25 protein-coding genes are annotated in these 26,918 nt (G+C 65.9%); 17 read left to right on the top strand and 8 right to left on the bottom strand.

The genetic code is table 11. The annotated features are described in order from the left end of the window. Window positions 1–12 precede the first annotated feature (12 nt). Genes PDM29_RS20075 through asnS form a run of 4 tightly spaced genes read right to left on the bottom strand, consistent with a single transcriptional unit; the run spans window position 13 to window position 2,706 of the window. Entirely contained in the window at window positions 13–651 is a 639-nt protein-coding gene (locus PDM29_RS20075; protein WP_311191782.1) for an FMN-binding negative transcriptional regulator, read from the bottom strand. A gap of 7 nt (window positions 652–658) precedes the next feature. Next, window positions 659–973 (bottom strand): hypothetical protein, encoded by a 315-nt coding sequence (locus PDM29_RS20070; protein WP_311191781.1) that lies wholly within the window; start codon window positions 971–973, stop codon window positions 659–661. Continuing rightward, the gene (locus PDM29_RS20065; protein WP_311191780.1) at window positions 970–1,275 is read right to left on the bottom strand and encodes a hypothetical protein; all 306 of its coding nucleotides are present in this window, start codon (window positions 1,273–1,275) and stop codon (window positions 970–972) included. Before PDM29_RS20065 ends, PDM29_RS20070 begins: the two co-directional genes overlap by 4 nt. Before the next feature lie 36 nt (window positions 1,276–1,311). Further along, the gene (gene asnS, locus PDM29_RS20060; RefSeq protein WP_311191779.1) at window positions 1,312–2,706 is read right to left on the bottom strand and encodes an asparagine--tRNA ligase; all 1,395 of its coding nucleotides are present in this window, start codon (window positions 2,704–2,706) and stop codon (window positions 1,312–1,314) included. Between the two features lie 129 nt (window positions 2,707–2,835). Here asnS and PDM29_RS20055 point away from each other — a divergent pair, with 129 nt between their 5' ends. From PDM29_RS20055 to zipA, 8 genes are all read left to right on the top strand, one after another. Continuing rightward, window positions 2,836–3,174 (top strand): HesB/IscA family protein, encoded by a 339-nt coding sequence (locus PDM29_RS20055; protein ID WP_311191778.1) that lies wholly within the window; start codon window positions 2,836–2,838, stop codon window positions 3,172–3,174. Between the two features lie 535 nt (window positions 3,175–3,709). Further along, window positions 3,710–3,991 carry a hypothetical protein gene (locus tag PDM29_RS20050; RefSeq protein WP_311191777.1) on the top strand — a complete coding sequence of 94 codons (282 nt, stop codon included), beginning with the start codon at window positions 3,710–3,712 and terminating at the stop codon, window positions 3,989–3,991. Beyond that, window positions 3,984–4,490, top strand: coding sequence for a DUF6941 family protein (locus tag PDM29_RS20045; RefSeq protein WP_311191776.1), 507 nt, complete (start codon window positions 3,984–3,986; stop codon window positions 4,488–4,490). The genes PDM29_RS20050 and PDM29_RS20045 overlap by 8 nt, the downstream gene beginning before the upstream one ends. A gap of 146 nt (window positions 4,491–4,636) precedes the next feature. Then, the gene (rpsF, locus tag PDM29_RS20040) at window positions 4,637–5,074 is read left to right on the top strand and encodes a 30S ribosomal protein S6 (RefSeq protein ID WP_311191775.1); all 438 of its coding nucleotides are present in this window, start codon (window positions 4,637–4,639) and stop codon (window positions 5,072–5,074) included. Between the two features lie 11 nt (window positions 5,075–5,085). Further along, window positions 5,086–5,316, top strand: a complete 231-nt coding sequence (gene rpsR / locus PDM29_RS20035; protein ID WP_002804494.1) for a 30S ribosomal protein S18 — start codon at window positions 5,086–5,088, stop codon at window positions 5,314–5,316. 105 nt (window positions 5,317–5,421) lie between these two features. Continuing rightward, window positions 5,422–5,871 carry a 50S ribosomal protein L9 gene (gene rplI, locus PDM29_RS20030; protein WP_311191774.1) on the top strand — a complete coding sequence of 150 codons (450 nt, stop codon included), beginning with the start codon at window positions 5,422–5,424 and terminating at the stop codon, window positions 5,869–5,871. A gap of 637 nt (window positions 5,872–6,508) precedes the next feature. Further along, window positions 6,509–10,012, top strand: a complete 3,504-nt coding sequence (smc, locus tag PDM29_RS20025) for a chromosome segregation protein SMC (RefSeq protein WP_311191773.1) — start codon at window positions 6,509–6,511, stop codon at window positions 10,010–10,012. Window positions 10,013–10,055: 43 nt separating this feature from the next. Continuing rightward, window positions 10,056–10,790, top strand: coding sequence for a cell division protein ZipA (gene zipA / locus PDM29_RS20020; protein ID WP_311191772.1), 735 nt, complete (start codon window positions 10,056–10,058; stop codon window positions 10,788–10,790). A gap of 133 nt (window positions 10,791–10,923) precedes the next feature. On the opposite strand, the gene PDM29_RS20015 is transcribed toward zipA, so the two are convergent. Next, complete coding sequence (locus PDM29_RS20015) at window positions 10,924–12,048, bottom strand: pyridoxal phosphate-dependent aminotransferase (protein WP_311191771.1); 1,125 nt, start codon at window positions 12,046–12,048, stop codon at window positions 10,924–10,926. 178 nt (window positions 12,049–12,226) lie between these two features. Between PDM29_RS20015 and ligA the strand changes: the two genes are divergently transcribed. From ligA to PDM29_RS19980, 7 genes are all read left to right on the top strand, one after another. Then, window positions 12,227–14,689 (top strand): NAD-dependent DNA ligase LigA, encoded by a 2,463-nt coding sequence (gene ligA / locus PDM29_RS20010; RefSeq protein WP_311191770.1) that lies wholly within the window; start codon window positions 12,227–12,229, stop codon window positions 14,687–14,689. 2 nt (window positions 14,690–14,691) lie between these two features. Beyond that, window positions 14,692–15,177 (top strand): GNAT family N-acetyltransferase, encoded by a 486-nt coding sequence (locus PDM29_RS20005; protein WP_311191769.1) that lies wholly within the window; start codon window positions 14,692–14,694, stop codon window positions 15,175–15,177. Next, window positions 15,174–16,118 (top strand): EF-P lysine aminoacylase EpmA, encoded by a 945-nt coding sequence (epmA, locus tag PDM29_RS20000; RefSeq protein ID WP_311191768.1) that lies wholly within the window; start codon window positions 15,174–15,176, stop codon window positions 16,116–16,118. The genes PDM29_RS20005 and epmA overlap by 4 nt, the downstream gene beginning before the upstream one ends. A 191-nt stretch (window positions 16,119–16,309) precedes the next feature. Next, entirely contained in the window at window positions 16,310–16,969 is a 660-nt protein-coding gene (locus PDM29_RS19995) for a DUF3011 domain-containing protein (protein ID WP_311193844.1), read from the top strand. Window positions 16,970–16,989: 20 nt separating this feature from the next. Then, on the top strand, window positions 16,990–18,051 hold the full coding sequence (gene mtnA / locus PDM29_RS19990) for an S-methyl-5-thioribose-1-phosphate isomerase (RefSeq protein ID WP_311191767.1): 1,062 nt from the start codon (window positions 16,990–16,992) through the stop codon (window positions 18,049–18,051). 189 nt (window positions 18,052–18,240) lie between these two features. Then, window positions 18,241–20,934, top strand: coding sequence for a DNA gyrase subunit A (gene gyrA / locus PDM29_RS19985; RefSeq protein ID WP_311191766.1), 2,694 nt, complete (start codon window positions 18,241–18,243; stop codon window positions 20,932–20,934). A 186-nt stretch (window positions 20,935–21,120) separates the two neighbouring features. Beyond that, window positions 21,121–23,535, top strand: coding sequence for an outer membrane protein assembly factor BamB family protein (locus tag PDM29_RS19980; protein WP_311191765.1), 2,415 nt, complete (start codon window positions 21,121–21,123; stop codon window positions 23,533–23,535). On the opposite strand, the gene PDM29_RS19975 is transcribed toward PDM29_RS19980, so the two are convergent. The 3 genes from PDM29_RS19975 to PDM29_RS19965 form a co-directional block, all read right to left on the bottom strand. Continuing rightward, on the bottom strand, window positions 23,524–24,681 hold the full coding sequence (locus PDM29_RS19975; RefSeq protein ID WP_311191764.1) for an aldo/keto reductase: 1,158 nt from the start codon (window positions 24,679–24,681) through the stop codon (window positions 23,524–23,526). The genes PDM29_RS19980 and PDM29_RS19975 overlap by 12 nt on opposite strands. Before the next feature lie 123 nt (window positions 24,682–24,804). Continuing rightward, entirely contained in the window at window positions 24,805–25,200 is a 396-nt protein-coding gene (locus tag PDM29_RS19970) for a DUF3037 domain-containing protein (protein WP_311191763.1), read from the bottom strand. Beyond that, window positions 25,178–25,954: a HipA family kinase gene (locus PDM29_RS19965; protein WP_311191762.1), complete on the bottom strand. Its 777-nt coding sequence runs from the start codon at window positions 25,952–25,954 to the stop codon at window positions 25,178–25,180. The genes PDM29_RS19970 and PDM29_RS19965 overlap by 23 nt, the downstream gene beginning before the upstream one ends. A gap of 93 nt (window positions 25,955–26,047) precedes the next feature. Here PDM29_RS19965 and PDM29_RS19960 point away from each other — a divergent pair, with 93 nt between their 5' ends. After that, the gene (locus PDM29_RS19960; protein ID WP_311191761.1) at window positions 26,048–26,470 is read left to right on the top strand and encodes a DUF4279 domain-containing protein; all 423 of its coding nucleotides are present in this window, start codon (window positions 26,048–26,050) and stop codon (window positions 26,468–26,470) included. Window positions 26,471–26,500: 30 nt separating this feature from the next. Beyond that, window positions 26,501–26,818, top strand: a complete 318-nt coding sequence (locus PDM29_RS19955; RefSeq protein WP_311191760.1) for a DUF5076 domain-containing protein — start codon at window positions 26,501–26,503, stop codon at window positions 26,816–26,818. Window positions 26,819–26,918: the final 100 nt, after the last annotated feature.

Raw genomic sequence — 26,918 nt, 5'->3', positions numbered from 1 at the left:
ATTCCTGTGATATCAGCCGCCAGCGGCGGCCGGGTCGCGAACATCGCGCATCCACTGCGCAAGCTCGCGGGAAGCGGGGGTGCCTTCGGCCTCGAGGGCAGCAATCACCGACAGCTGGTTGGCGTCGGGGTGGTTCTGGCTCAGCTTGAGTTTGATCTGCACCTGTTCGGCGCGGAAACGGAAACCGACAATGCCCGGCAGCAGCTTGGCCTGGCGGGTGTCATCGGGGTCGAAGCGCCAGTCGCTGCCGACCTGGGTTTCGTTATGGGTGCTCAACCGGTCGAGCAGGTCGATCAGCCAGTCGCGGTCGGTGATGGTTTCCAGCGTGCCGCGCAGTTCCGCGGCGGCGTAGTTCCAGGTTGGAACGCGGCCTTCGCTTTCCTTGTCCGGGTACCAGCCCGGTGACACATAACCGTGCGGACCGTGCACCAGCAGCAGTGCCGGGCCGCTGTGACGCGACTGCGGGTTGGCCTTGGCCCAATGCCCTTCAACCACGATGGCGTCGCCATCGCGGCGGTACAGCACTGGCAGCAGGGTCACGAAGGGCAGGCCGTCGGGACCGGTGGTCACCACGGTCACGAACGCATCGCGGGCGATCAGCCGGTCCAGCCAGACCAGGTCACGCGTGGCGAAGGAGGACGGGGTGAACACGGTGGCCTCAGACGCTCCGGCCCAGGCTCTGCACCATGCGCCCGCGCAGGCCATCGTCATTGGCGGCCTGCGGCGGTTGCACTTCATGCAGCGAGAAGCCGCGCACCAGCGCGTCTTCCTCATCCAGGCCGTCGAATTCGACGAAGTCGGCGTCGAACAGCTGTGAGCGTGCGGTGTCTTCGCTGTCGTAGCTGAGCGTGTTGCCGTCGCTGTCCAGCACCTCGGCGGTGCCGGCCGGGCGCACGCGCAGGCGGGCCCAGATCAGCGTGTTGCCCAGGCTGGCCAGCCACCAGGAGTCGCGGTCGGCGGAAATATCGTTCATGTCAGTACCAGTGAAAGCAGCCAGAGCAGGGCGGCCATGCCCAGCCCGGCCAGCAAGGTGAGCAGCGACAGCCAGGCCGGCGTCGCAAGACCCGACAGCGAGCGGTCGGGGGTCTGTCGGTAATCGCGGCCCAGCAGCCAGCGCAGCGCCTGCGGCTGCAGGAACGCGCCGCTGCCGAACCGGTCGGCCAGGGCCGGGTGGCGGTCGCGGATATGGATCAGCGTCAACGGCCAGAAGATCACGAAAGCACTGAACCCGGCGATCGCCACGCCGACGAAACACAGCGCGAAGAACAGGGTCATGCAGTTGCCTCCGTGATCAGAGTGGGCGCGGCAGGGTCAGAACTCGGCGCTGCCCGGTGCGCGCGGGTAGGGGATGGCGTCGCGGATGTTGCCCAGCCCGCACACGTACACCACCAGGCGTTCGAAGCCGAGGCCGAAGCCGGCATGCGGCACCGAGCCGTAGCGGCGGAAATCGCGGTACCAGCCGTAGTGCGCCGGGTCCAGACCGAATTGCGCCATGCGCGCATCCAGCACGTCCAGGCGCTCTTCGCGCTGGCTGCCGCCGATGATCTCGCCGATGCCCGGGGCCAGCACGTCCATCGCGGCAACGGTCTTGCCGTCGTCGTTCAGGCGCATGTAGAAAGCCTTGATGTGCTCGGGGTAGTTGGTCACCACCACCGGGCGGCCGATGTGCTCCTCGGTCAGCCAGCGCTCGTGCTCGGTCTGCAGGTCCAGGCCCCATTCCACCGGGAAGTCGAACTTCTTGCCCGAGTTCTGCAGCAGCTTCACCGCCTCGGTGTAGTCGATCTGCTCGAACGGCGCGTTGATGAAGCCTTCCAGCTTGGTGATGGCGTTCTTGTCGACGCGCTCGGCCAGGAAGGCCAGGTCGTCGCCGCGCTCGTCCAGCACCGCACGGAACAGGTACTTCAGGAACTGCTCGGCCAGGCGCGCGTCTTCGGCCAGGTCGGCGAAGGCGATTTCCGGCTCGATCATCCAGAACTCGGCCAGATGGCGGGTGGTGTTGGAGTTCTCGGCACGGAAGGTCGGGCCGAAGGTGTACACCTTGCTCAGCGCCAGGCAGTAGGCCTCGACGTTGAGCTGGCCGGACACGGTCAGGAAGGTTTCCTTGCCGAAGAAATCACGGCTGAAGTCGACCTCACCCTTGTCGTTGCGCGGCAGGTTGACCATGTCCAGGGTCGACACGCGGAACATCTGCCCCGCGCCTTCGGCGTCGGAGGTGGTGATGATCGGGGTGCTGATCCAGTTGAAGCCGTTCTGGTGGAAGAACCGGTGCACGGCCTGGGCCAGGCAGTTGCGGATGCGGGTGACCGCGCCGAACAGGTTGGTGCGCGGGCGCAGGTGCGCCACTTCGCGCAGGAACTCCGGCGACATCGGCTTGGGCTGGATCGGGTAGGTCAGCGGGTCTTCGACCAGGCCGACGATCTCGACGGATTCGGCCTGGATCTCAAACGACTGGCCCTTGCCCTGCGACTTGACCAGGGTGCCGCGCGCGATCAGCGAGCAGCCCGGGGTCAGTGCCTTGACCGCTTCGAAGTTGGACAGGGTGTCGTTGACCACCACCTGGATCGGGGCGAAGCAGGAACCGTCGGTCACATTGACGAAGGCCAGCGCCGCAGACCCGCGCACCGTGCGCACCCAGCCCCGTACTGTTGCCTCGCCGCCTTCCGGGATCTTCCCGGCAAGCGCATGTTCAACGCTGACCACCGTCATGACTTGAATCCTCTGTTGATCGACTCGATCTCTGAACGGGAAGTTTAACGGTTGCAGTGTTCTGCTTGCGAGGCATTTCTGACTGGGCCGTGGACCTATAATGAGACCGATCTGCTGGAGATGCCTGTCATGGCCGTAAGCCTTACCCCTGTTGCCTTTGCCCGCGTGCAGAAGTTCGTTGCCCAGACCCCGGGCGCACTGGGCCTGCGCTTTGGCGTGACCCGCACTGGCTGTTCGGGCTGGGGCCACATCACCGACCTGGCCCGCGACCAGCGCGAAGGCGACACCGTGTTCGAGCAGGACGGGGTCCGCATCTACGTGGACGCGGCCAGCCTGGACCTGGTGGACGGCACCGAAATCGACTTCGGCAAGCAGGGCCTGAGCGAGACCTTCACGTTCAAAAACCCCAACGCCACCGCTGAATGCGGCTGCGGCGAGAGCTTCACGACCGACGCCGACAAGGCCTGAACCCGCCACAGACGTGGCTCTTACAACTTGTTGCAAAGTTCTGTCGGCTGGGTGGTGGACGGTCGGCAAATGGCATAAGCTGGGCCTGTGGATAACTTTTCTCCGGGAGCGCTGCCAGCCTATGAATGAATGCCGGGACGAGGGTCATGCTTTACCGCGGCATGAGGCCGGCGGCCGGAGCGCCCCTCAGGCCCCAATGTGGGGACACGGGTGCGACCCTGGGTGTGCGGGCCGATAAGGACCTACCAGTCGTCAATGGCCGGGTGGTGCCGGCTTCGGGGGGAATGTCGGTCGTATGCGAACAGTGGCAGGCATTGCCTGCTCACCGGACTCCCGTCTTACACGGGGGAGCATCAGACGATCACGTCATCTTCTCGATTGCCGAGCAGGGTTTGTCTGCCGGCTTGCGGGTCAGGCAGGACAAGCCGTTGAGCTTTCCCGCGCACAGAGTGATTGAGCCGGCAAGAGAAATGTCATTCGCTGAGTTCAGGGCAGGTATTCACGCAACGCAGCCGATTTGGGAGCCATACGACCCATGAGTACACTACTTTACGAGTATGCAGAGCTGCTCAAGGAGCGCTACGCAGCGCGTCACGGAGGAAATGCGGCGCTTGAAGATGAGCTTCTTGACCGGTTGGATGGCGTCTGGCTTGCCATGACAGAATCGGAGCGGGCCGAGTCGAAGCAGGTTGCGCTCGCGACCAAGGCGTTGATCTTTCAGGGTCTGGTCAAAAGCAACGACTGCGCTTCTGATGGCATAAGCATTGACCCGTCTACCCGTACGGCACACCGGGAACTGGACCAGTCGTATGCCTGACGAAGTGATTGGCAGCTCCGGCGTCCCGGTCGTTCGTGCCAGGGCCGCACATGCGATTTTCTGCGACGATCTCCGCCACGAAGACTCGGGAAAGCTGCTGATCATTGGAATGTATGGGGAGGAGATGGGCGTGCCCGCCTTTCCCCTTCAGTTACCGGTATTCACAATTCTGGTGTCTGCGTCCACGCCGGCCGATGAACCCTTCAAAAGTTTGGAGGTGAAGGTGTACTTTGGAGAGGAGGAGATCGCGTCACGTGCGGCTCCTCCTGAGGCAATTGCGCAGCTTTCCGCGGCCAGTGCCGAATCCGCAATGCCACTGATGGCGCCGTCGCCGCGGGGCGGCTACGTGACGAATAGGTGGCGCGTGAATGTCCAGTTGGCCCCCTTTGTAGTGTCCAGGCCAGGTGTTCTTCGTGTCCGCGTGGTTACGGAGTCTGAGGAGATTCCGGCTGGCGGCCTGAGGATCCGCCAGCTTGAAGTCAGCCCGTCGCACGGATAAATGAGACGGTTGACTTGTAAAGGGTCTTGAGCCACTGCATAATGCGCGGCTTCCTGCCTGCTTCCGGGCAGGATCCCTTGCTCCACCGCGTTCACCTGCGGGGAGCTGTCCGGTCCGCAAGGGCCACATCCGAAAGGTATACACACATGAGTCGTCATTACGAAGTCGTGTTCATGGTCCACCCGGACCAGAGCGAACAGGTCCCGGCCATGATCGAGCGCTACAAGTCGCTGATCGAAGCCGGCAACGGCACCATCCACCGTCTGGAAGACTGGGGCCGTCGTCAGCTGGCTTACCCGATCCAGAACCTGGTGAAGGCACACTACGTGCTGCTCAACATCGAAGTCGATCAGGCCGTCCTGACCGAACTGACCGAAAGCTTCAAGTTCAACGACGCCGTGCTGCGCAACCTGGTCATCAAGCGTGACGAGGCTGACACCGAGCAGTCGCTGATCATGAAGAGCAAGGACGAGAAGGGTGACAAGCCCGAGCGTGGCGAGCGTCGTCGTCGTGACGACGAAGAAGGCGAAGCCGCCAACACCGCTGACAACGAAGCCGGCGACGACGCCGCTTCTGCCGCCTAAGGAGCACGCACATGTCCAAGTTCTTCCGTCGCCGCAAGTTCTGCAAGTTCACGGCTGAAGGTGTGAAGGAGATCGACTACAAGGATCTCAACACCCTGCGCCAGTACCTGACCGAGAACGGCAAGATCGTGCCGAGCCGCGTCACCGGCACCAAGTCGAAGTACCAGCGCCAGCTGGCCACGGCCGTCAAGCGCGCCCGTTTCCTGGCCCTGATCCCGTACACCGACAACCACGACGTCTGATGCCGGATGGGCGGCCCCGCGCCGCCCGTTCCGCCAGCTATTCGGACAGCCATCTGCTGCGGGGCCTGCGGGCTTCGCTAACGAATAACGATTTGGAGTTTCATCATGCAGCTGATCCTCATCAAGAAGGTCAAGAACCTGGGCACCCTGGGTGACCTGGTCGAAGTGAAGCCGGGCTACGGCCGTAACTTCCTGGTTCCGAACGGCTTCGCCGTGCCGGCAACCGAAACCAACAAGGCCGAGTTCGAAGCCAAGCGCGCCGACTACGAAGCCAAGGCCAACGCCATCCACGCCGAAGCTGAAGCCCGCAAGGCCAAGCTGGAAGGCCAGAGCGTGACCATCGCCGCCAACGCTTCGACCGAAGGCAAGCTGTACGGCTCGGTCGGCCCGCGCGACATCGCCGAAGCCTTCACCAAGGCCGGCCTGCCGGTGGAAAAGAGCGAAGTGATCCTGGGCGAAGGCGCCTTCCGCAACGTCGGCGAGTTCGACGTCGTGGTGGCCCTGCACGCAGACGTCGAAACCACCGTCAAGGTGATCGTGGTCGGCGAAGCCTGATCCCAGCTGAAAAGCCGGAATCGCTGAAACGGGTGCCCGCAAGGGTGCCCGTTTTTGTTTTGGTCGGTCGATGAACGTCTGCGCGAAATGCGGCGTTTCGATTTCTACGTGCTGGGGCGGGGCCAGGCACCCCCGCTCCGGGACACGCCGTGAACCCATCCATGGGGGCTACTCCACGGCATCCATGCCGTGGAGTGTCATGGCGGGGGGTACCTGGCCTCGCCCCCCGACGGTGGGTCGCGAAGCGGACGGAATGACAACCGCGTTGGCATTTGATCTTCCATGGCCACCGATGGCCTGTCGGGGCGGGGGGGTGGGCTGGAGGGGGCGTGAGCCGCATGGATGCGGCGATCGAGCTTACATGGACGTACTTGCAGCGTCCCCCGGAACGCCCACCCCGACCCGCCAAGCCAGAGAGTCCGTGAACCATGGGCTGTTCGCCTGAATCCAGCCGCAGCCGGGCAAGCCCGGCTCTACGGAGCGCGTGCAATCCGGTAGCGGCTCGGCGCAACGGAGCGCAGGCGATCCGATAGCAGCCGGGCGCAGCGAGGAGGGCCCGGCAACCCCAGGCCAGTGACATGCCCCATCCCCGGTATACTCAGGGCCATCGCGACTGCCCCGGAAAGCCAACCACGCCATGCGTCTGTCCACGATCAAGCTCTCCGGCTTCAAGTCGTTCGTTGATCCCACCACCCTGCATCTGCCCACCAACATGACCGGTGTGGTCGGGCCCAATGGCTGTGGCAAGTCCAACATCATCGACGCCGTGCGCTGGGTCATGGGCGAAAGCTCGGCCAGCCGGCTGCGTGGCGATTCGCTGACCGACGTCATTTTCTCCGGCTCGTCCGCGCGCAAGCCCGTCTCACAGGCCACCGTCGAACTCATTTTCGACAATACCGACCACACCATCTCCGGCGAATATGCCTCGTTCAACGAGATCTCGGTCAAGCGCACGGTCAGCCGCGATGGCAGCAGCAACTATTATCTGAACGGCACCAAGTGCCGTCGGCGCGACATCACCGATCTGTTCCTGGGCACCGGCCTCGGCCCGCGCAGCTACTCCATCATCGAGCAGGGCATGATCAGCCAGATCATCGAAGCCCGGCCCGAAGACCTGCGCGTCTACCTGGAAGAAGCTGCTGGCATCTCCAAGTACAAGGAGCGCCGCAAGGAAACCGAAACCCGCATCCGTCACACCCGCGAAAACCTCGACCGCTTGAACGACCTGCGCGAGGAAATCGGCAAACAGCTCGAGCACCTCAAGCGCCAGGCCCGTCAGGCCGAGCAGTACCAGGCCCTGCAGGAAGAGCGCAAGGTCAAGGACGCCGAGTGGAAGGCGCTGGAGTTCCGCAATCTCGACGGCCGCCTGGGCAGCCTGCGCGAGGCGCTGTCGCAGGAAGAAACCCGCCTGCAGCAATTCATTGCCGAGCAGCGCGATGCCGAAGCCCGCATCGAGACCAGTCGCGTGCGCCGTGAGGAAGCCGCTGACGCCCTCAGCACCGCCCAGGCCGAGGTGTATCAGGTCGGCAGCACCCTGGCCCGGCTCGAACAGCAGATCCAGCACCAGAAGGAAATGTCGCAGCGCCTGCACAAGGCGCGCGATGAAACCCAGCAGGCGCTGGCTGACCTCGGTCAGCACATCAGCGGCGACGAAGCCAAGCTGATCGTGTTGCGCGAAGCCGTTGAACAGGCCGAGCCGCAGCTGGAGCAGCTGCAGGAAGAAAACGAGATCAAGCAGGAAGCCCTGCGCGACGCCGAAAGCCGGCTGTCTGACTGGCAGGCGCGCTGGGAAGCCCATACCCGCAGCACGTCCGAAGCCTCGCGCGCCGGCGAAGTGGAACGCACCCGCGTCGATTACCTCGACCGTCAGGTGCTGGAAGCCGACCGCCGCCGCGAAGCCTTGGCTGCCGAGCGCACCGGGCTGGATCTGGATGCCCTGGCCGAAGCGTTTGAAGAGCTGCACCTGCAGCACGAAACCCAGAAGGCCGCGCTGGATGGGCTGACTGAAGCCGTGGAGTCCCGCAAGGAAGCCGTGGCGGGCCTGCAGGAGCGCCAGCGCACTGGCCAGAGTGAACTCGCCGACATCCGCAAGCAGGCCCAGGCCGCGCGTGGTCGCCTGTCGTCGCTGGAAACCCTGCAGCAGGCGGCCCTCGGCCAGGAGCAGGGCGCTGCCGTGGCCTGGCTCAAGCAGCACGGGCTGGACTCCGGTGCCCGCGTTGGCGAGCGTCTCACCGTCGACAGCGGCTGGGAAAACGCCGTGGAAAGCGCACTCGGTCAGCTGATCGAAGGCGTGCTGGTCGACGCTCCCGAACAGCTGGTTGGCGCACTGGCCGAGCTGGGCGAGGGCCGTATCGCCCTGGTCAGCGCCGAGCAGGAGCCGCTCGCCGTGGCTCCAACCTCGCTGGCCGCCAAGGTGCAGGGCCCGACCGCCATCCGCCGCCTGCTGGCCCGCCTGCATGCCGCCGACGATCTGGAACAGGCGCGCGCGCTGCAGGCCACACTCGCCGACGGCGATTCGGTGATCACCCGTGGCGGCGAACGCCTGGGCGAGGGCTGGGTGCGCGTGTCGCGCTCCGGCGCTGCCAAGCAGGGTGCACTGCTGCGCGAACGCGAAATCGTCACCCTGCGCGAACAGATCGACGCCCTGCAGGAACGCGAAGCCACCCTCGAAGAACAGCTCGCCGCGTTCCGTGACCAGCTGCTGGCCGGCGAACAGCAGCGCGAAGATGCCCAGCGCCAGCTGTATCTGGCCCACCGCAGTGTCTCCGAGCTGGGTGGCCAGCTGCAGAGCCAGCAGGGCAAGGTCGAGGCCGCGCGTACCCGCATCGATCGCATCGAAGGCGAACTCGCCCAGCTGATTGAAACCCTCGACACCGGACGTGAGCAGGTGCGCGAAGCGCGCGCCCGTCTCGATGACGCGGTCAGCAGCATGGGTGACCTTGAATCCGTGCGTCAGGCGCTGGAAGGTGAACGTCGCCAGCTCAGTGACGCCCGCGATCAGGCCCGCGAAGCCGCGCGCACGGTGCGCGAGCGCTCGCATTCGCTCGCCCTCACTCTGGAATCGCAGCGCGCCCAGCTCACGTCGCTGGGGCAGGCGCTGGAACGCATGAGCACCCAGCGCGGCCAGCTCGATTCGCGCCTGGGCGAGCTGCACGCGCAGCTGGACGACGGCGATACCCCTGTTACCGCACTTGAGGCCGAGCACCAGAATGCCCTCGGCGAGCGTGTCCGCGCCGACCGCGTGCTGGGCGAGGCCCGCACCTTGCTGGAAGGCATCGACGCCGAACTGCGCACCTTCGAACAGACCCGCCATCAGCGCGACGAGCAGGCCCTGGCCCAGCGTGAACGCATTTCCCAGCGCAAGCTCGACCAGCAGGCGCTGGTGCTGAGCGCCGAGCAGCTCACTGCCTCGGTGGAAAAGGCCGGCTTCGTGCTGCAGGACGTGATCAACACGCTGCCCGAAGAGGCGCGCATCAGCGACTGGGAGCAGGCCGTGCACCAGATTGACGGCCGCATGCGCCGACTGGAGCCGGTCAATCTGGCCGCCATCCAGGAATACGGCGAAGCCTCGCAGCGTTCGGACTATCTGGACGCGCAGAACACCGACCTGTGCACCGCGCTGGAAACCCTTGAAGACGCCATCCGCAAGATCGACCGCGAAACCCGTGGCCGCTTCAAGGACACCTTTGACCGGGTCAACGCCGGCGTGCAGCAGCTGTACCCGCGCCTGTTCGGCGGCGGCCACGCCTATCTGGAACTGACCGGTGAAGACCTGCTCGACACCGGTGTTGCGATCATGGCGCGCCCGCCGGGCAAACGCGTGTCCAGCATCTCGCTGCTGTCCGGTGGCGAGAAGGCGATGACCGCAGTGGCGCTGGTGTTTGCGATCTTCCAGCTCAACCCCGCGCCGTTCTGCCTGCTGGACGAAGTGGACGCACCGCTGGACGAAGCCAACGTCGGCCGCCTCGCCAACATGGTCAAGGAAATGAGCGAAAAGGTGCAGTTCCTGTTCGTGAGCCACAACAAGGCGACCATGGAGGCAGCCCACCAGTTGTCGGGCGTCACCATGCGCGAACCGGGGGTCAGCCGACTGGTCAGCGTGGACCTGGAAGAAGCGGCACGATTGGCGGGCGCGGCCTGACGTGCCATGCTTACCTGAACGTATTTAGCTGGAGACCCTTCACATGTCCGACGTGGCACTGCTCAGAATCGGCATTCTTGTGGCCGGCGTGCTCCTGGTTGTCGCCATTTTTCTGTTCGGCCGGCCGAAGAAGAAGGTCCAGGGGCGTCGTGTGGAAGGGGGCGAAGGCACCTCCGGCCAGCGCCGCGAGCCGCTGCTGGGCGAGCAGCCTGGCGAAACCGGCGATGCCGGTTTCAGTGCTGAAGAAGGCGCGACCCAGGCCGAACTCGGTCTGCCCGACGTGGACGCCGGCCCGGCCAGCGACCTCGGCAAGCGCGCCACCCAGGACTTCGACAAGATCGTGTCCCTGTTCGTGGCCGCCCGTGCCGGCGAGAAGCTGCGTGGCGAGGACATCGTGGTCGCGGCTGAAAAGACCGGCCTGGTGTTCGGTCACATGAACGTGTTCCACCGTCTGGTGGAAGGGCACCCCGAACGCGGTCCGATCTTCTCCATGGCCAGCATCATGAAGCCGGGCAGCTTCGACATGGCCACCATCCGTGAGATGGAGACCCCGGCCATTGCCTTCTTCCTGACCCTGCCAGCCCCGCTGACAGCGCTGGATGCCTGGGAAAAGATGCTGCCCACCGTGCAGCGCATGGGCGAACTGCTGGATGGCGTGGTGCTGGATGACAGCCGCAACGCGCTGGGCCGGCAGCGGATTGCGCATATCCGGGATGAGTTGCGGGCGTATGATCGCCAGCACCAGGCGCCGCCCCTTACGAAGGCACCGCGTTGGTGAACCAACGCGCCGCCCGACCAACGGTCGGGCGCTACCAAACGGTCGGGCGCTACCAAACGGTCGGGCGCTACCAAACGGTCGGGCGCTACCAAACGGTCGGGCGCTACCGCCGGTAGGTAACGACCGTTGGTCGTTACGCTTTTGCCGTCACCGCCGCAAACGCCGCACGAAACGCCTCCATCTCCGCCTCGGTCCCCACGGTCACCCGCACCCGCTGCGGCCAGATCGGCCAACTGCGGCCGATGATGACCCCGCGTTCGGCCATCGCCGCCACAAACGCCTTGCCATCGCGCTGCACGTCCACCACGAAACAATTTGCTTCCGACGGCACGGACGAAAACCCACGCTTGCCCAGCCACGCAACCGTGGCCTGCCGGACCTGCGCGTTCTGCGCCTTGCGCTGCGCCACCAACCCAGGATCACGCAGGCTGGCCAGCGCGGCCGCCAGCGCGGTCACCGGCACGGGATTGTCGCCCAGGCTGGCCAGCTCACGCAGGCGGTCCGGATGCGCCGCTGCCACGCCCAGGCGCAGCCCGGCCATGCCGTACAGCTTGGAGAAGGTACGCAGCACGATCACATCGTCGCGCTGCATCACCTGACCGATCAGCGAGGGCTGGTCGCTGTACTGGATGTAAGCCTCATCGACCAGCACCCGGGTCTGCGCCGGCTTGTGGGCCAGCAGCCAGGCGATGTCCTCGGCCGGCGTGATCGAGCCGGTGGGATTGTTCGGATTGCACAAGTACAACAGGCCGGCGTTGATGCGCTGGGCGGCGGCGACCATCGCGCGCAGATCGTGCGCGCCGTCGGCACGCAGCGGCACCCGCTCCACTGTGGCCCCGCGCGCTGCGGCCAGATCGCCCAGGCTTTCGAAGGTGGGGTCGGCCACCACCAGTCCGGCCGTGGCCGAGGTCCAGACCACGGCGGCCCGGTTCAGGGGTTCGCTGGAGCCGGGGTACAGCCGTACCCGGTCCGGGGCGATCTGCTCCTGCGCGGCGAAGGTGTCGCGCACGTCGCCAGCCAGTGCGAACAGGTATCGCCCGCTGCCCGGCACGATGTCGCGCACGGCAGCCTGCGCGGCCGGCGCAGGTCCATACGGGCATTCGTTGAAGTTCAACAACACCGGACCGGCCGCACCGGGAGCCGCGGGCGCGGGCAGGGTGGCCGCCTGCGCCATCGGTACCAGGCCCAGCCCGGATACCGCCAGGCCGGTGCCAGCCAGCTGCAGGAAGGAACGACGTGAGTGCACGCTCGACGACATGGGCTGAATACCGTAGGCAGGACAATTCACGCATGCTGGCACCGCGCGCGCAGGCCGACAAGCAGGTCCGTGCCCGCGCGCAGGTCAGGTTTTTCCGAACCGGTCGGAACCTGCCTGCGGGTGGCCGGCAACAGGCGCAGCGCCTAGAATTCAATGCCCAGTCACGACATCCGCCCGCATGAGCCCCAGCCCCGCCGAACGTGCCCAGGACCTGCGTCGCCAGATCGATGAGGCCGGCAAGGCCTACTACGAGCGCGACGAGCAGCTGATTCCCGACGCCGAATACGACGTACTGGTCCGCGAACTGGAGGCATTGGAGCAGGCACACCCCGAGCTGGCGGCCACCGATTCGCCGACCCAGCGGGTGGGCGGCAAGGCCTCGTCGCGGTTTGCCGAAGTGCGCCACGCGGTGCCGATGCTGTCGCTGGGCAATGCGTTCAGCGACGAGGAGGTGGACGATTTCGTGCGCCGCATCCGCGAGCGCCTGCGCCGCGATGCGCTGCTGTTCTCGGCCGAGCCCAAGATGGATGGCCTCGCGATCAGCCTGCGCTATGAGAACGGCCAGTTCGTGCAGGGGGCCACACGTGGCGACGGCAGCACCGGTGAGGACGTGACCGCCAATCTGCGTCAGATCAAGGTCATTCCAGCCCAGCTGCAGGGCGAGGGCTGGCCCGACGTGCTGGAAGTACGCGGCGAGGTCTACATGGCCCGCGCCGATTTCGAGGCCTACAACGCTAACGCCCGCCTGCACGGCGGCAAGGTGCTGGCCAATCCGCGCAATGGTGCCGCCGGTTCGCTGCGCCAGCTGGACCCGAAGATCAGCGCGCAGCGCAAACTGAGTTTCTACGCTTACGGGCTGGGTGAGGTCAGTGGCGGCGAACTGCCGCCCACCCATTCCGGCACTCTGGCCCAGCTCAAGGCCTGGGGTTTCCCGGTCAGCGACCTGTGCCAGGTGGTGGAGGGCCGCGACGGTCTGCTGGCTTACTACCGCGACATCGGCGCGCGCCGTGACGGCCTGGCCTTCGACATCGACGGCGTGGTTTACAAGCTGGACGATCGCGCCGGCCAGGAACAGATGGGCTTTGTCTCGCGCGCGCCGCGCTGGGCCATCGCGCACAAGTTCCCGGCCCAGGAACAGACCACCACGGTGGAAGCGATTGAAATCCAGATCGGCCGTACCGGTGCGGCCACGCCAGTGGCGCGGCTGAAGCCGGTGGCGGTGGCCGGGGTGGTGGTGGCCAATGCCACCCTGCACAACGCCGACCAGATCAAGCGTCTGGATGTGCGTGTGGGCGACACGGTGATCGTTCGCCGCGCCGGCGACGTGATTCCCGAAGTGGTGAGCATCATTCCCGACCGTCGCCCGGAAGGCACGACGGCCTGGCAGATGCCGACGCACTGCCCGGTGTGTGGCTCGGAAATCGTGCAGGAAGAGGGCGCGGCGGTGTGGCGCTGCTCGGGTGAACTGAGCTGCCCGGCGCAGCGCAAGGAAGCCATTGCCCACTTTGCCTCGCGCCGCGCGATGGACATCGACGGCCTGGGCGGGAAGTACATTGAAACCCTGGTTGATGCCGGCATCGTGCGCGGCGTGGCCGACCTGTACCGCCTGACCCGCGACCAGCTGCTGCACCTGAAGCTGGTGCTGGACGCCGAGTCGCCGCAGGCGCTGGCCGACCAGATCGGTGTGCACCTGCCGCGCGAAGGCAGTGGTGACTATCTGCGCCGTGTGCTTGCCCTGGACGCCGCCGATGAAGGCTGGCGCGCGCAGGCGCTGGCCATGGCGACCGACTTCGAGTGGAACACGAAGAAAATCGCCACCAAGTGGGCCGACAACCTGATCGCCGCCATCGATACCAGCCGCACCACCACGCTCGAGCGTCTGTTGTTCGCACTGGGCATTGAACACGTGGGCGAAAGCACCGCGAAGGCACTGGCGGTGTGGTTCGGCGATCTCGAGCTGATCCGCCATCTGCCATGGCCGCTGTTCAAGCGCGTGCCGGACATCGGCGGTGAGGTGGCGCGTTCGCTGGGGCACTTCTTCGAGCAGAAGGGCAACCAGGACGCCATCGACGCACTGATCAACATCGGCAACGTACGCATCAGCGACACCCATCCGCCCAGCGCCAGACTGCGCGACGGTCTGGATTTCGCGCAGCTGCTGGTGGAGGCCGAGATTCCCGGCATCACCCGCCTGCGTGCGGAAAAACTGACCGCCACGCTGCCCGACGCGCAATCGCTGCTGGATGCCGAGCCGGTACAGCTGACTGCCGCCGGCCTGCCCAATGAAGTCGCGCTGGGGCTGAATGCCTGGCTGGAGACGAACGGGCAGGGCGCGATGCTGGTAGAAGCCGATGCGCAGCGCCGTGCATTGCTGGAAAAAGCACCGGAACTGGCGGATATCGTGGCCGGTCCGCTCGACGGCCAGACCGTGGTGCTGACCGGCACGCTGGCACAGATGAGCCGCGACGTGGCCAAGGAACGTCTCGAAGCGCTGGGGGCCAAGGTGTCCGGCAGCGTGTCAAAGAAGACGTCATTCGTGGTGGCCGGTACGGAAGCCGGTTCCAAACTGACCAAGGCCACCGAGCTGGGCATCGATGTCTGGGACGAAGATCGTCTGGTCGCGTTCCTTGCGCGGGAATGACCATGCAGACTGCTCCCCTTGATTTCCGCGTTGCCACCGTTGCCGACACCGAACGGGTGGTCGCCCTGATGCGTGAGTTCTACGCCGAAGACCAGCTGGTGTTCGACGAGGCGCGGGTGCGCCGTGCGCTGGATGCTTTATTGACCGACCCGCGCAACGGCGAGGTCCTGTTGTGGCTCAACGAAGCGGGCGAGGTGGTGGGGCACGGCGCACTGGCCTTGGGCTTCAGCCTGGAGCAGGTCGGCCATTTCGTGCTGCTGGACGAGCTGTATCTCAGCCACGCCGCGCGCGGACGCGGGCGGGGCGAGCAGGCGCTGGCGATCCTGGAGCAGCGTGCCAATGCACGCGGCGTCGAACGGATGCGGCTGGAAGTGAACCACCACAACGAACTGGCGCGTCGTCTTTATCTGGCCACCGGCTATGTGGATGAGACCCGTGGGCTGCTGTCGCTGCCGCTGGCCGAACGCCTGCGGGACGCACGCGGATGATCGCCGCGCTGCGCCAGCGTGCCGCACTGAATGCGCTGATCCGGTCCTTCTTCGCCGAACGCGATGTGCTGGAAGTGGAAACCCCGATCCTGTCGCAAGCCGGCAACACCGAGCCCAACATCGAAAGCTTCCAGACCCGTTTCAGTGGTCATGTCAGTGCCGGCAGCGCGCTGCGCTGGCTGCGCACCTCGCCGGAATATCCGCTGAAGCGGCTGCTGGCGGCCGGCGTGGGCGACTGCTACGAACTCGGCCGTGTATTCCGCAACGGCGAAGCCGGCGGGCGGCACAACCCCGAGTTCACCATGCTGGAGTGGTACCGGATCGGCTGGAACCATCATCAGCTGGTGGAGGAAACCGTGGCGCTGGTGCGGGCCGCGCTGGCGCTGGTGCAGCGCGAAGCGTCGCTGACCGTCGTCGACTACCGCGGTCTGTACATCCAGCAGGTCGGGGTGGATCCGTTCGCGGCGACGCTGGAGCAGCTGCAGGCCCCACTGGCCGACGTGCGCATCGACGCCGACGGCCTGACCCGCGACGACTGGCTGGATCTGCTGATGACCCACTGCATCCAGCCGCATTTCCGCGATGACACCCTGACCGTGGTGCATGACTGGCCGGCCAGCCAGGCTGCTCTGGCGCGGATCCGCCCGGGCACGCCGCCACTGGCTGAACGCTTTGAGTTGTATCTGGGGGCGGTGGAACTGGCCAACGGCTATCACGAGCTGAACGACGCCGTCGAACAGCGCGCCCGCTTCGTGCGTGACCACGCCGTGCGCAGCGCCCGTGGCGCGGTGTTGCCGGCCCTGGACGAACACCTGCTGGCCGCCTTGCCGACGCTGCCTGACTGCGCCGGTGTGGCCGTGGGTGTGGATCGCCTGCTGATGGCAATGAACCGCACCGGGCGCATTGCCGACGTGCTCGCCTTCGATTTCGCCCACGCCTGAGTCGTTAACGACGTCGGATCTTGCGCGGTCTTCACGATGATGCTCTGATCACACCCGATGTTGGAAGGTGGCGATGTGCCAGGACTGTGGCGGCGGGGATGGAGTTGATGAAGCTGGATGTTGCTGCCGTACCGTCGTCATCGCTGCGATGGACCTTGTCATGGCTGGGCCTGGCGCTGTGCGCTGGCCTGATGCCTGATCGTGTCGCCGCTGCTGAAGCCGGCTACGCCGGGCAGGTGGTGCGCTGCGAATCGAAGGACATGGGCTCGGTGCACTGCGACATGCCGGTGGAGTACGGCGTGGATCTGGTACGCCAGCTTTCCGACAACAGCTGCGTGCGCGGTTCAGAGTGGGGCACCGACCGCTCCGGGGTCTGGGTCACGCTGGGCTGCCGCGCCGAGTTCCGTGCGCGCCTGCCCAAGGGTGCACCCTCGCTGGGTGAACGCAAGGTGCGCCGGGTGGTCCGGTGCGAATCCAATGGCCGCCCGCAGAACTGCCCGGTGATGCTGCAGGGTGCTCCTGTGCGCCTGCTGCGCCAGCTGTCGTCCATGCCGTGCCGGGAAGGCCACAGCTGGGGCGCAAAACGCAATGAGATCTGGGTCACCCGCGGTTGCCAGGGCGACTTCGAAGTCGGCGCGGAAGATGGCAGTGGCTTCGTCAACGTGCCGCGCGTGGTGGTCTGTGAGTCGCGCTCGCGGCAGCGGCGTTTCTGCGGGGCCGGCATCAGCCAGGGCGCACAGTTGCGCAAGCAGCTGTCTGGCAGCCCCTGCGAAGAAGGGCGCAGCTGGGGCTGGGACGCCCGTGGGGTCTGGGTCGACAACGGCTGCCGCGCCGAGTTTCTGGTGAATTGAGCCGGCGTTACAATGGGGGCATGAACGCATCCCCCGATATCGATTACGCCCGCTACGACCACATCCGGCCGATCCTGTGGACCGGCGATTCCCTCCAACTGCTCGACCAGCGCAAGCTGCCGTTCGTGGTGGAACACGTGGAATGCCGCACGAGCGATGAAGTGGCGGCCGCCATTCATGCGCTGACTGTGCGCGGTGCGCCGGCGATCGGCATTGCCGCCGCCTGGGGCGTGGTGCTGGCCGCGCGCGAGGTGCAGGCCGATGACGGTGCCGATGCACTGGCCAAGCTGGAGCCGGCGCTGCAGCGTCTGAATGCGTCACGGCCCACCGCCGTGAACCTGGCCTGGGCGCTGGCCCGCATGCGCCGCGCGCTGCAGCCGGCCGGCAGTGACTGGCGCGACGTGCTGGTGCGCGAGGCGCAGGCCATCGCCGATGAAGATCTGGCTGCCAACCGCCACATGGGCGCATTGGGTGCAGGCCTGATCGACGCAGGCAGCGGCGTGCTCACCCATTGCAACACCGGCTCGCTGGCCACCGCTGGTTTCGGTACCGCATTGGGCGTGATCCGGGCCGGCATGGCCCAGCACCGCATCGCCAAGGTGTTCGCCGGTGAAACCCGGCCGTGGCTGCAGGGCGCACGTTTGACCGTGTGGGAGCTGCAGCAGGACGGCATCGATGCCACCCTGATTGCCGATTCGGCCGCCTCGCACCTGATGAAGACCGGCGCGGTGCAGTGGGTGATCGTCGGTGCCGACCGCATCTGTGCCAATGGCGACACTGCCAACAAGATCGGTACCTACCAGCTGGCCATTGCCGCCCGGCACCACGGAGTGAAGTTCATGGTGGTGGCCCCGTCCTCCACGGTGGACATGGACACCGACGATGGCGAGCAGATCGAGATCGAGCAGCGCGATCCGGGCGAACTGTACGGTGTCGGCGGCACCCGCACGGTGGCCGAAGGCATTGCCGCCTGGAACCCGGTATTCGACGTCACCCCGGGCGAACTGATCGACGCCATCGTGACCGAGAAGGGCGTGATCCTGAATCCGACCGTCGCCAACATGCAAGCCGCGTTCGGCTGATAGCCCCGGTAGTGCCGGCCGCTGGCCGGCAACCCGTAAGTATCTGATTTCTTCGCGCAAAACCCCCATAAACCCGGGCAAAAAACCCCCCGTTGTGGTAGCATCCATCGGTTAATCGAGATTCCGCAGCGGCCACCCCGAAAGGGCCACCCGCGGCGGACTGGACCGCTACCAGACAACGGAACCCGAATGGCAGAAACCGCCAAGGAAATCATCCAGGTCAACCTGGAAGACGAGATGCGCAAGAGCTACCTCGATTACGCCATGAGCGTGATCGTGGGGCGCGCGCTGCCAGATGCGCGCGACGGCCTCAAGCCGGTGCATCGCCGCGTGCTGTTCGCGATGAACGAACTCAACGCGCACAGCAACAAGCCTTACTTCAAGTCGGCGCGTATCGTCGGTGACGTCATCGGTAAGTACCATCCGCACGGTGACCAGTCGGTGTACGACACCCTGGTGCGCCTGGCGCAGCCGTTCTCGCTGCGGTACATGCTGGTGGACGGGCAGGGTAACTTCGGTTCGGTCGACGGCGACTCCGCCGCGGCAATGCGTTACACCGAAGCGCGCATGTCGCGGCTCACCCACGAGCTGATGGCCGATATCGACAAGGAAACCGTCGATTTCGTGCCCAACTACGATGAAAAGGAACTGGAACCCTCGGTCATGCCGACCCGGTTCCCGAACCTGCTGGTCAACGGTTCGGCCGGCATCGCGGTGGGCATGGCCACCAACATCCCGCCGCACAATCTCACCGAGTCCATCAACGCGTGCATCGCGCTGATCGACAACCCCGAGATCGACGTTGACGGCCTGATGGAGCACATCCCCGGTCCGGACTTCCCGACCGCCGGCATCATCAACGGCACCGCTGGCATCGTCGCCGGCTACCGTACCGGCCGTGGCCGCGTGCGCATCCGCGCCAAGGCCGACATCGAAGTGGCCGACAACGGCCGCGAATCGATCATCGTCACCGAGATTCCGTACCAGGTGAACAAGGCCCGGTTGATCGAGAAGATCGCCGAGCTGGTCAAGGAAAAGAAGCTCGAAGGCATCAGCGAGCTGCGCGATGAGTCCGACAAGGACGGCATGCGCATCTACATCGAAATCAAGCGCGGCGAGTCGGCCGAGGTTGTGCTGAACAACCTCTACCAGCAGACCCAGATGGAGTCGGTGTTCGGCATCAACATGGTGGCGCTGGTCGACGGCCGCCCGCAGCTGATGAACCTCAAGCAGATGCTCGAGGCCTTCGTCCGCCACCGCCGTGAAGTGGTCACCCGCCGCACCGTGTTCGAGCTGCGCAAGGCGCGCGCCCGTGCCCACGTGCTGGAAGGCCTGACCGTTGCGCTGGCCAACATCGACGAGATGATCGAACTGATCAAGACCTCGCCGAACCCCAACGAAGCCCGCGAGCGCATGCTGGCGCGGCTGTGGGAGCCGGGCCTGGTCGGTTCGATGCTGGGCGCGGCCGGTGCCGAAGCCTCGCGTCCGGAAGACCTGCCCAAGGGCGTGGGCCTGATCGAGGGCGGCTACCAGCTGACCGAGATCCAGGCCACCCAGATCCTGGAAATGCGCCTGCACCGCCTGACCGGGCTGGAGCAGGACCGCCTGACCGAGGAATACAAGCAGCTGCTGGAAGTGATCGCCGGGCTGATCCACATCCTGGAAGATCCCGACCGTCTGCTGCAGGTCATCCGCGAAGAGCTGATCAGCATCAAGGTGGAATTCGGCGACGAGCGTCGCAGCGAAATCCGCCACAGCGAAGAAGACCTGGATATTCTCGACCTGATCGCCCCGGAAGACGTGGTGGTCACCCTGTCGCACGCCGGCTACGTCAAGCGCCAGCCGGTCAGCGCCTACCGCGCGCAGCGTCGTGGCGGCCGTGGCCGCAGTGCGGCGGCGACCAAGGAAGAGGATTTCATCGAGCAGCTGTGGCTGGTCAACACGCATGACACCCTGCTGACCTTCACCAGCTCGGGCAAGGTGTTCTGGCTGCCGGTGCACCAGTTGCCCGAAGCCGGTTCCAATGCGCGTGGCCGTCCGATCATCAACTGGATTCCGCTGGAATCCGGTGAGCGGGTGCAGGCCGTGCTGCCGGTGCGTGAATACGCCGAAGGCCAGTTCGTGTTCTTCGCCACCCGCAACGGCACGGTCAAGAAGACCCCGCTCAGCGAGTTCGCGTTCCGTCTGGCGCGCGGCAAGATCGCCATCAACCTGGACGAGGGCGATGCCCTGGTCGGCGTCGGCCTCACCGACGGCGAGCGCGACATCCTGCTGTTCGCCTCCAACGGCAAGACCGTGCGCTTCGGTGAAGACAAGGTCCGTTCCATGGGCCGCACCGCCACCGGCGTGCGCGGCATCAAGATGGTCAAGGGCGAGGAAGTGGTCAGCCTGATCGTGGCCGAGTCGGCCGGCGGTCTGGAAGACGAGAACGAGGACGAAAGTGCGGTCGAAGAGACCACCGGCGAGAACGGCGAAGCCGTGATCGAAGGCGGCGACGACGACAACAAGCTGTACATCCTGACCGCCACCGAGAACGGCTACGGCAAGCGCACCCCGCTGCCGGACTACCCGCGCAAGGGTCGTGGCACCCAGGGCGTGATCGGCATCCAGACCACCGAGCGCAACGGCAAGCTGGTCAGCGCGGTGCTGATGGGTGCCCGCGACGAGGTGCTGCTGATCTCCGACGGCGGCACCCTGGTGCGCACGCGCGGTTCGGAAATCTCGCGCGTCGGCCGTAACACCCAGGGCGTCACCCTGATCCGTCTGTCCAAGGACGAGAAGCTCCAGGCAGTGGAACGCATGGACGCCTCGATCGGGGATGACGAGGAAGAAGTGGATGTCGTCGCGACGCCGACTGAAGGCATCAGCGACACCGCACCCTGACGGTAGAGCCGGGCTTGCCCGGCTGCCCCAACGCAACGCAACACGCCGGCTTGATCGCCGGCGTTTCGCGTTTTGCACTTCAAAAAACGCAAAACATTCACGCGATCTTTGGCATAAGCGCAACAAGGAACGCCACGGCGGGGAGGCCCGGCGATCCAAGGTTCTGCCGTACCGGGGAGAGCACCGATGTCCGCCGCACCGCCGTCCGAAACATCCCGCACGCCCGCGCCGCGCCATCCGCTGGTCACGGTGCTGTCGCTGCTGTTCATCCTGCTTGGCCTGGTGCTGGGTAGCCTCGGCATCTGGCTGTTCCAACTCGGCGGTTCCGCCTACTACGTGCTGGCTGGCGCAGGGCTGCTGGTCAGCGGCGTGTTGCTCTGGACCAACAGCAGCCTCGGCGCGTGGCTGTTCTTCTTCGTGTTCATCGCCACATTTTTCTGGACTGTCTGGGAATCGGGCAGCGACTACTGGCGCTGGCTGCCACGCATCGGCACCTTCGCGGTGCTGGCATTCGTGCTTGCCTTGTTGCTGCCCACGCTGCGCAATCCCGTCCCACGCCGGGCGTCACGCACTGCAGCCGGCGTTCTCGGCCTGGGGCTCTTGCTGTTGGTGGGATTGGCCTTCGCCTCCCACGGCGGAACCAGCGGCGACAAGGCGTTCCCCGAGGCCGCGCCCAGTGCCGGCCTGGCTCCCACCCGCGAGGTCAGCGCACAACCCGCTGACGACCCCGCCGCCGCCGACTGGACCGCCTGGGGTCGCAGCAACGCCGGTACCCGTTACTCACCGCTGCAGCAGATCACGCCGGAAAACGTCGCGCAGCTCGCCCCGGCCTGGGAATTCCGCACCGGTGACCGCCCACGCCGGCGCTGGGGTGCGGAGACCACCCCGTTGAAAGTGGGGGACACGCTGTATCTGTGCAGTGCGCGCAATCAGCTGATCGCGCTGGACGCCACCACCGGCACGCTGCGCTGGCGGTTCGACCCGAAGGTGCGTGACACCGCCATTCCCTCCACCACGGCCTGCCGCGGCGTGGCCTACTACGAGGTGCCCGCCGCGCCGCAGGTCGATCCGCTGTTGTCTGACGTGGCCGCCGATCTGGCCGTGCCGGTGGCGCTGCCCGCCGAGGACGGCGGGGTCGTCAGCACGTCCAGCCGCGCGCCCTGCGCCGCCCGCATCATCGAGGGCACGCTGGACGGTCGACTGGTGGCGGTGGACGCCGCCAGTGGTCGCCCCTGTGCGCAGTTCGGCAACAACGGCCAGGTCGACATCACCCTCGGCATGGGTGAGGTGGTGCCGGGGCAGGTCGCCATCATCGCGCCACCGACGATTGCCCGTGGGCTGATCATCACCGGTCATCAAGGACTGCAGCGGGCCGATGGCAGCGCGCCGTCCGGCGTGATCCAGGCCTTCGATGCGCAGAGCGGCAAGCTGCGCTGGGCGTGGGATCTCGGTGACCCGGAACGTACCACGCGTCCGTCGCAAGGAAAAACCTACACGCCCGGCACGCCGCGCCTGCTGACCACGGCCACCAGCGATGAGCAGCTGGGGCTGGTGTATCTGCCGCTGGGCGATGCCGTAGCGGCCGAAGGCAATGCACGCATGGCCACATCGCTGGTGGCGCTGGATACGACTACCGGTAAACCGGTCTGGACGTTGCAGGCGCTGCCGGGCGACGCCTGGAATGACGATCTCGTGGCCCAGGCCTCGTTGGTGGATTTCCCCACCGCCGCCGGCAAGGTGCCTGCGCTGGTGCTGCCCACGCGGCAAGGCGACCTGTATGTGCTGGACCGGCGCACCGGTCAGCGGCTTGACCCGCCAGCGGCGGCCGTCCCGGCGTCGGTGAGCGGTGAGCGGAAGCGCACCCACACGCTCGACGAGCGTGACATGTGGGGTCTGACCCCGCTCGACCAGCTGGTCTGCCGTATCCAGTTCAGGCGCGCCGCGCAGCCCGGCGCACATACACGCATCGCCTATCCCGGCCAGCATGGCGGCGTGGACTGGGGCGGGGTAGCGGTCGATCCCCGCCACGGCGTGATCGTGTCGAACTACACCGATCTGCCGGACTACCTTCGAAAGGGTTCGCACGCGGACAGCGGGCTGGCCGGCTGGCTGAGCGGCGCACCGTTTTCGGGTGCCGGCGTGCAGGCGGCTGCGGGGGACGGCTGGCGCAGCAACGCCGGTTGGCGACTGTTGTTCACCGGGCTGTCGTGCAAGCAGCCGCCCTATGGTGGGCTGCGCGCCGTCGAGCTGCGCAGCGGTGCGGTGCTGTGGGAGCGGCCGTTCGGAAGCGCGCGCGGCCTCGGGCCGTTTGGATTGCGTTCGCACCTGCCTATCGAGATCGGCGCACCCAATGCGGGCGGGGCGGTCGTCACTGCCGGTGGGCTGATCTTCATCGCTGCCGCCAACGACGATCTGCTACGCGCAATTGATCTGAAAACCGGGAAGGAGCTGTGGCGCACCACGTTACCCGCAGGCGGGCAGGCCACACCGATGGTGTACCAGCAGGGTGGTCGCCAGTACGTGGTCATCGTGGCCGCCGGTCACCACGCGATGGGAACACCGCGTGGTGATTACGTAATGGCCTACGCGTTACCCCAATGACGCCGGGACCGGTGCATCCGCCGCAATCAACTTCTCCTGCTTCAACTCCGCCCAGAAATCGGCCGGAATCGCGATACCCATCGACGCCACATTCGCCCGCACCTGCTCGGGCGTACGCGCCCCGGGAATGATCGACGACACCACCTCCGGCGCATCGGCAAACTGCAATGCCGCCGTACGCAGATCAATTCCATGGCGCTCGCACACTGCGGCGATCTTTGCGCGTTTGGCGGGTGCCCATTCCGGAATCGGACTGCCATACAGATAGCGCTCGCGCCCGGTCAGATACCCCGCCAGCAGCGGCGAACCCACCATCACCGACACGCCTTTCTCGGCCAGTTTCGGGAACGTTTCGTGCAGCGTCGCCTCGTGATCCAGGATTGAATACTGGCAGGCCAGCAGCATGATGTCCGGATCCGCCTCGGCCACCGCGCGCAGTGCCGGCTGCGGGCGGTTCACACCAAAGCCCCAGGCCTTGATCAGCCCTTCTTCGCGCATGCGGGTCAGCTCGGGCATTGCGCCTTTTGCGGCCTCGGCGAAGCGCTGCTCCCACGGCATGCCCAGGTCTTTGTTTTCCGGCGAAAGATCGTGGATCAGCACGATATCCAGCTGCGATACCCCGAGCCGGTTGAGACTGTCTTCCACCGAGCGGCGCGTGCCGGCGGCAGAGTAGTCGTAGGCATAACGGAACGGAGCGGGGTCATGCCAGTTCGTTTTCTGCAGCGGACCCGCAGTGCCGGTGAGCAGGCGTCCGGTCTTGCTCGACAGCGTGTAATCGGCAGCGGGATGGTTGTGCAGTTCGCGGCCCATGCGCCGTTCGCTCAATCCCAGGCCGTACCAAGGTGATGTATCAAACGTGCGTATGCCAGCCGCCCAGGCCGCGGCCATCGTTGCATGTGCGGCCTCGTCAGTGGTGGGGGCGAGGCTGCCCCCGAGCGGTGCGCCACCCAGGCCCAGCCGGGTCAGCGGACGAAAGCGGCCACCGGGGCGCGGTGTATTGGTGGCCAGCGCGGTATTGGCGCGCGGTGTGCCCCGTGTGGGCAGCACGCTGCCCGGGGCAGGGGAGCTCTGCGCCATCAGGGGCGACGCAGCAGCAAGGGCGGCGCCGGCCGCAGCGAGGGTAAGGAAGTGGCGTCGTGAGGTCACGTCAGTCTCCGGTGGGGGATGGCGGGCGGATGTCTCGCAGAGCCGTTCCACCGTAACCGGAGGGGTGTCAACGTCGTGGCATTGCGCGTGAACCGGAACTGCGTTGACGCGCATGGCACGTCACTACATGGTCGGTACGCGCACCATCTTCCGCATCAAATGCTCCACCACACCTTCCGGGTCCGCCGTGCGGCCCACATGCGTGCTCGACATCTGCACAATCGAACTGCGCTTGGCGGTCAGAAAATGGAAGCGCGCCCGTGCCGGCAACTGCGCAATCGGGCCGGCACCTGCATCGCCACGGCAGATCGCCACAATCGCATCCAGCCACGGCTGCAATGCCTCCAGATCCAACCCCGGCGCGAACGCCTGCATCCGCGCCACATCTATCTCGATCGCCGCCTGCAGATGGCGCGCGCCCGGGCAGGACACGATCACCCCGACGTTGATGAACTCTTCGCGTTCGACCCGCGGCACCACGCGGATCACCGCATAGTCATACGTGTGCAGCGTGGGCACGGACGGCCTCCTGGACGAACGCGGCGCGTGCACGCAGCCGGCGCTTGAGATAGTCGATGTAACCCTGGCGGTACGCCGCCGGGCTGTCGAAGAATGGCTCATCCACCAGCCAGCTGTCCGGCACCAGTGCCACAATGCGCTCGATTTCCGCATCGGTCAGCAATGCGGCCAGCGCATCATCCACCTCGGCAATCCGGGTGGCGAACGGCAGCAGCACATGGTCGCGGATCAGCGCGAAGGGCTTCTCGCAGGCCTCGCCCGCATTGGCCCAGTCGTGATGGAAATACATCGCCGCGCCGTGGTCGATCAGGTACAGGTTGCGATGCCACACCATCAGGTTCGGATTACGCGCGGTGCGGTCCACATTGCTGGTGAAGGCATCGAACCACACGATCCGCGAGGCCAGCTCGGCATCCACCGGCATCGCCGCCGGATCGTAGTTGATTGCACCGGGCAGGTAATCGCTGCCCAGGTTCAGCCCCTCACTGGCGCGGATCAGGTCCTGGATTTCCGGGTCGGGCTCGGTGCGGGCGAACTCGCGGTCCAGCTCCACGAACACGATCTCCGGAATCGGCAGGCCCAGCGTCCGGGCCAGTTCGCCGGCAATCAGCTCGGCGATCAGCGCCTTCGGGCCCTGGCCGGCACCCCGGAACTTGAGCACCACCATGCCCTCGTCGTCGGTCTCGACCACGGCGGGCAGGGAACCCCCTTCGCGAAGCGGGGTGATGTAACGAAGCGCGTGGACAGTACGCACGGGGCATCCATTGACGGAACAAGCGACGCCATCTTACCGTGGCGAGGGGCTCGATTTCGGCGATGCCCCCGCCCATGGATCAAGGACCGGTCGATGAACGAATACACCTACATTCTGGACATCCGCCTGTATCACCCCTCAGTGGATCCGGAACAGGTCAGCCAGACCCTGGGCATGACACCCAAAAACAAGGCGAAGGCGGGCGAACCCCGTTTCACCCCGAAAGGCCGGCGTCTGGAAGGCGTGCACTCCCAGAGCTACTGGTCCTGCGATCCATTCGACATGCGCTGGTGCTCATCGCACGAACGGTCGGTGGACGACGCGCTGGTGGACATCCTGGAAGTACTGGAGCCGCACTCGGACTTCCTGCTTGAACTCGCCCGCGACGGACGCAATACGATCTGGTTCAGTTCGCACAGCAATCGTAACTTCACTATCGAGATACCGCCGGACACGCTGGCGCGGCTGGCGGCGCTGAAGATCTCGCTGGTCCACGACGTTTATCAGGGCGAGTAGCCCTTAACCTCACTCTTCTGGAGATTCCTGATGTACACGGACGAACTGCGTATCCCCGACGGCGTTCTCAGCGACCCGGAGGCGTTCGAGATCATGCGCCTGTGGGCCGCGCACGAAGAGTTGCACGTCACCCTCAATTCCGACCTCAGCGGTGGCGCGGAAGACTTCGGTGAACTGCTGTCGGACCTGTTCGAGCACGCCGCGCGCATGTTCGCCGAGCGGGACGGGCAGAGCGTTGAGCACTGCCGGTCGGTGATGCTGGCCGACTTCATGGCGCGGGTGAAGGCCCCCAAGGAGAGCATCGAGGGCGGCATTGTGGATACCGGCGAGACCGTGAAGGCGCATTAAGAAAATCCCGGTTTAGATCGGTCGAAATTCGTGACCAACGACATGCTACGGGGCCAACGGGCTCGGCTAGACTCGAACGGTCGCCGCGCCCTGCGTGGCC

The organism is Stenotrophomonas oahuensis (assembly GCF_031834595.1).
Classification (GTDB): Bacteria; Pseudomonadota; Gammaproteobacteria; order Xanthomonadales; family Xanthomonadaceae; genus Stenotrophomonas; species Stenotrophomonas oahuensis.
This window is presented reverse-complemented; position numbering and strand designations above follow the sequence as displayed.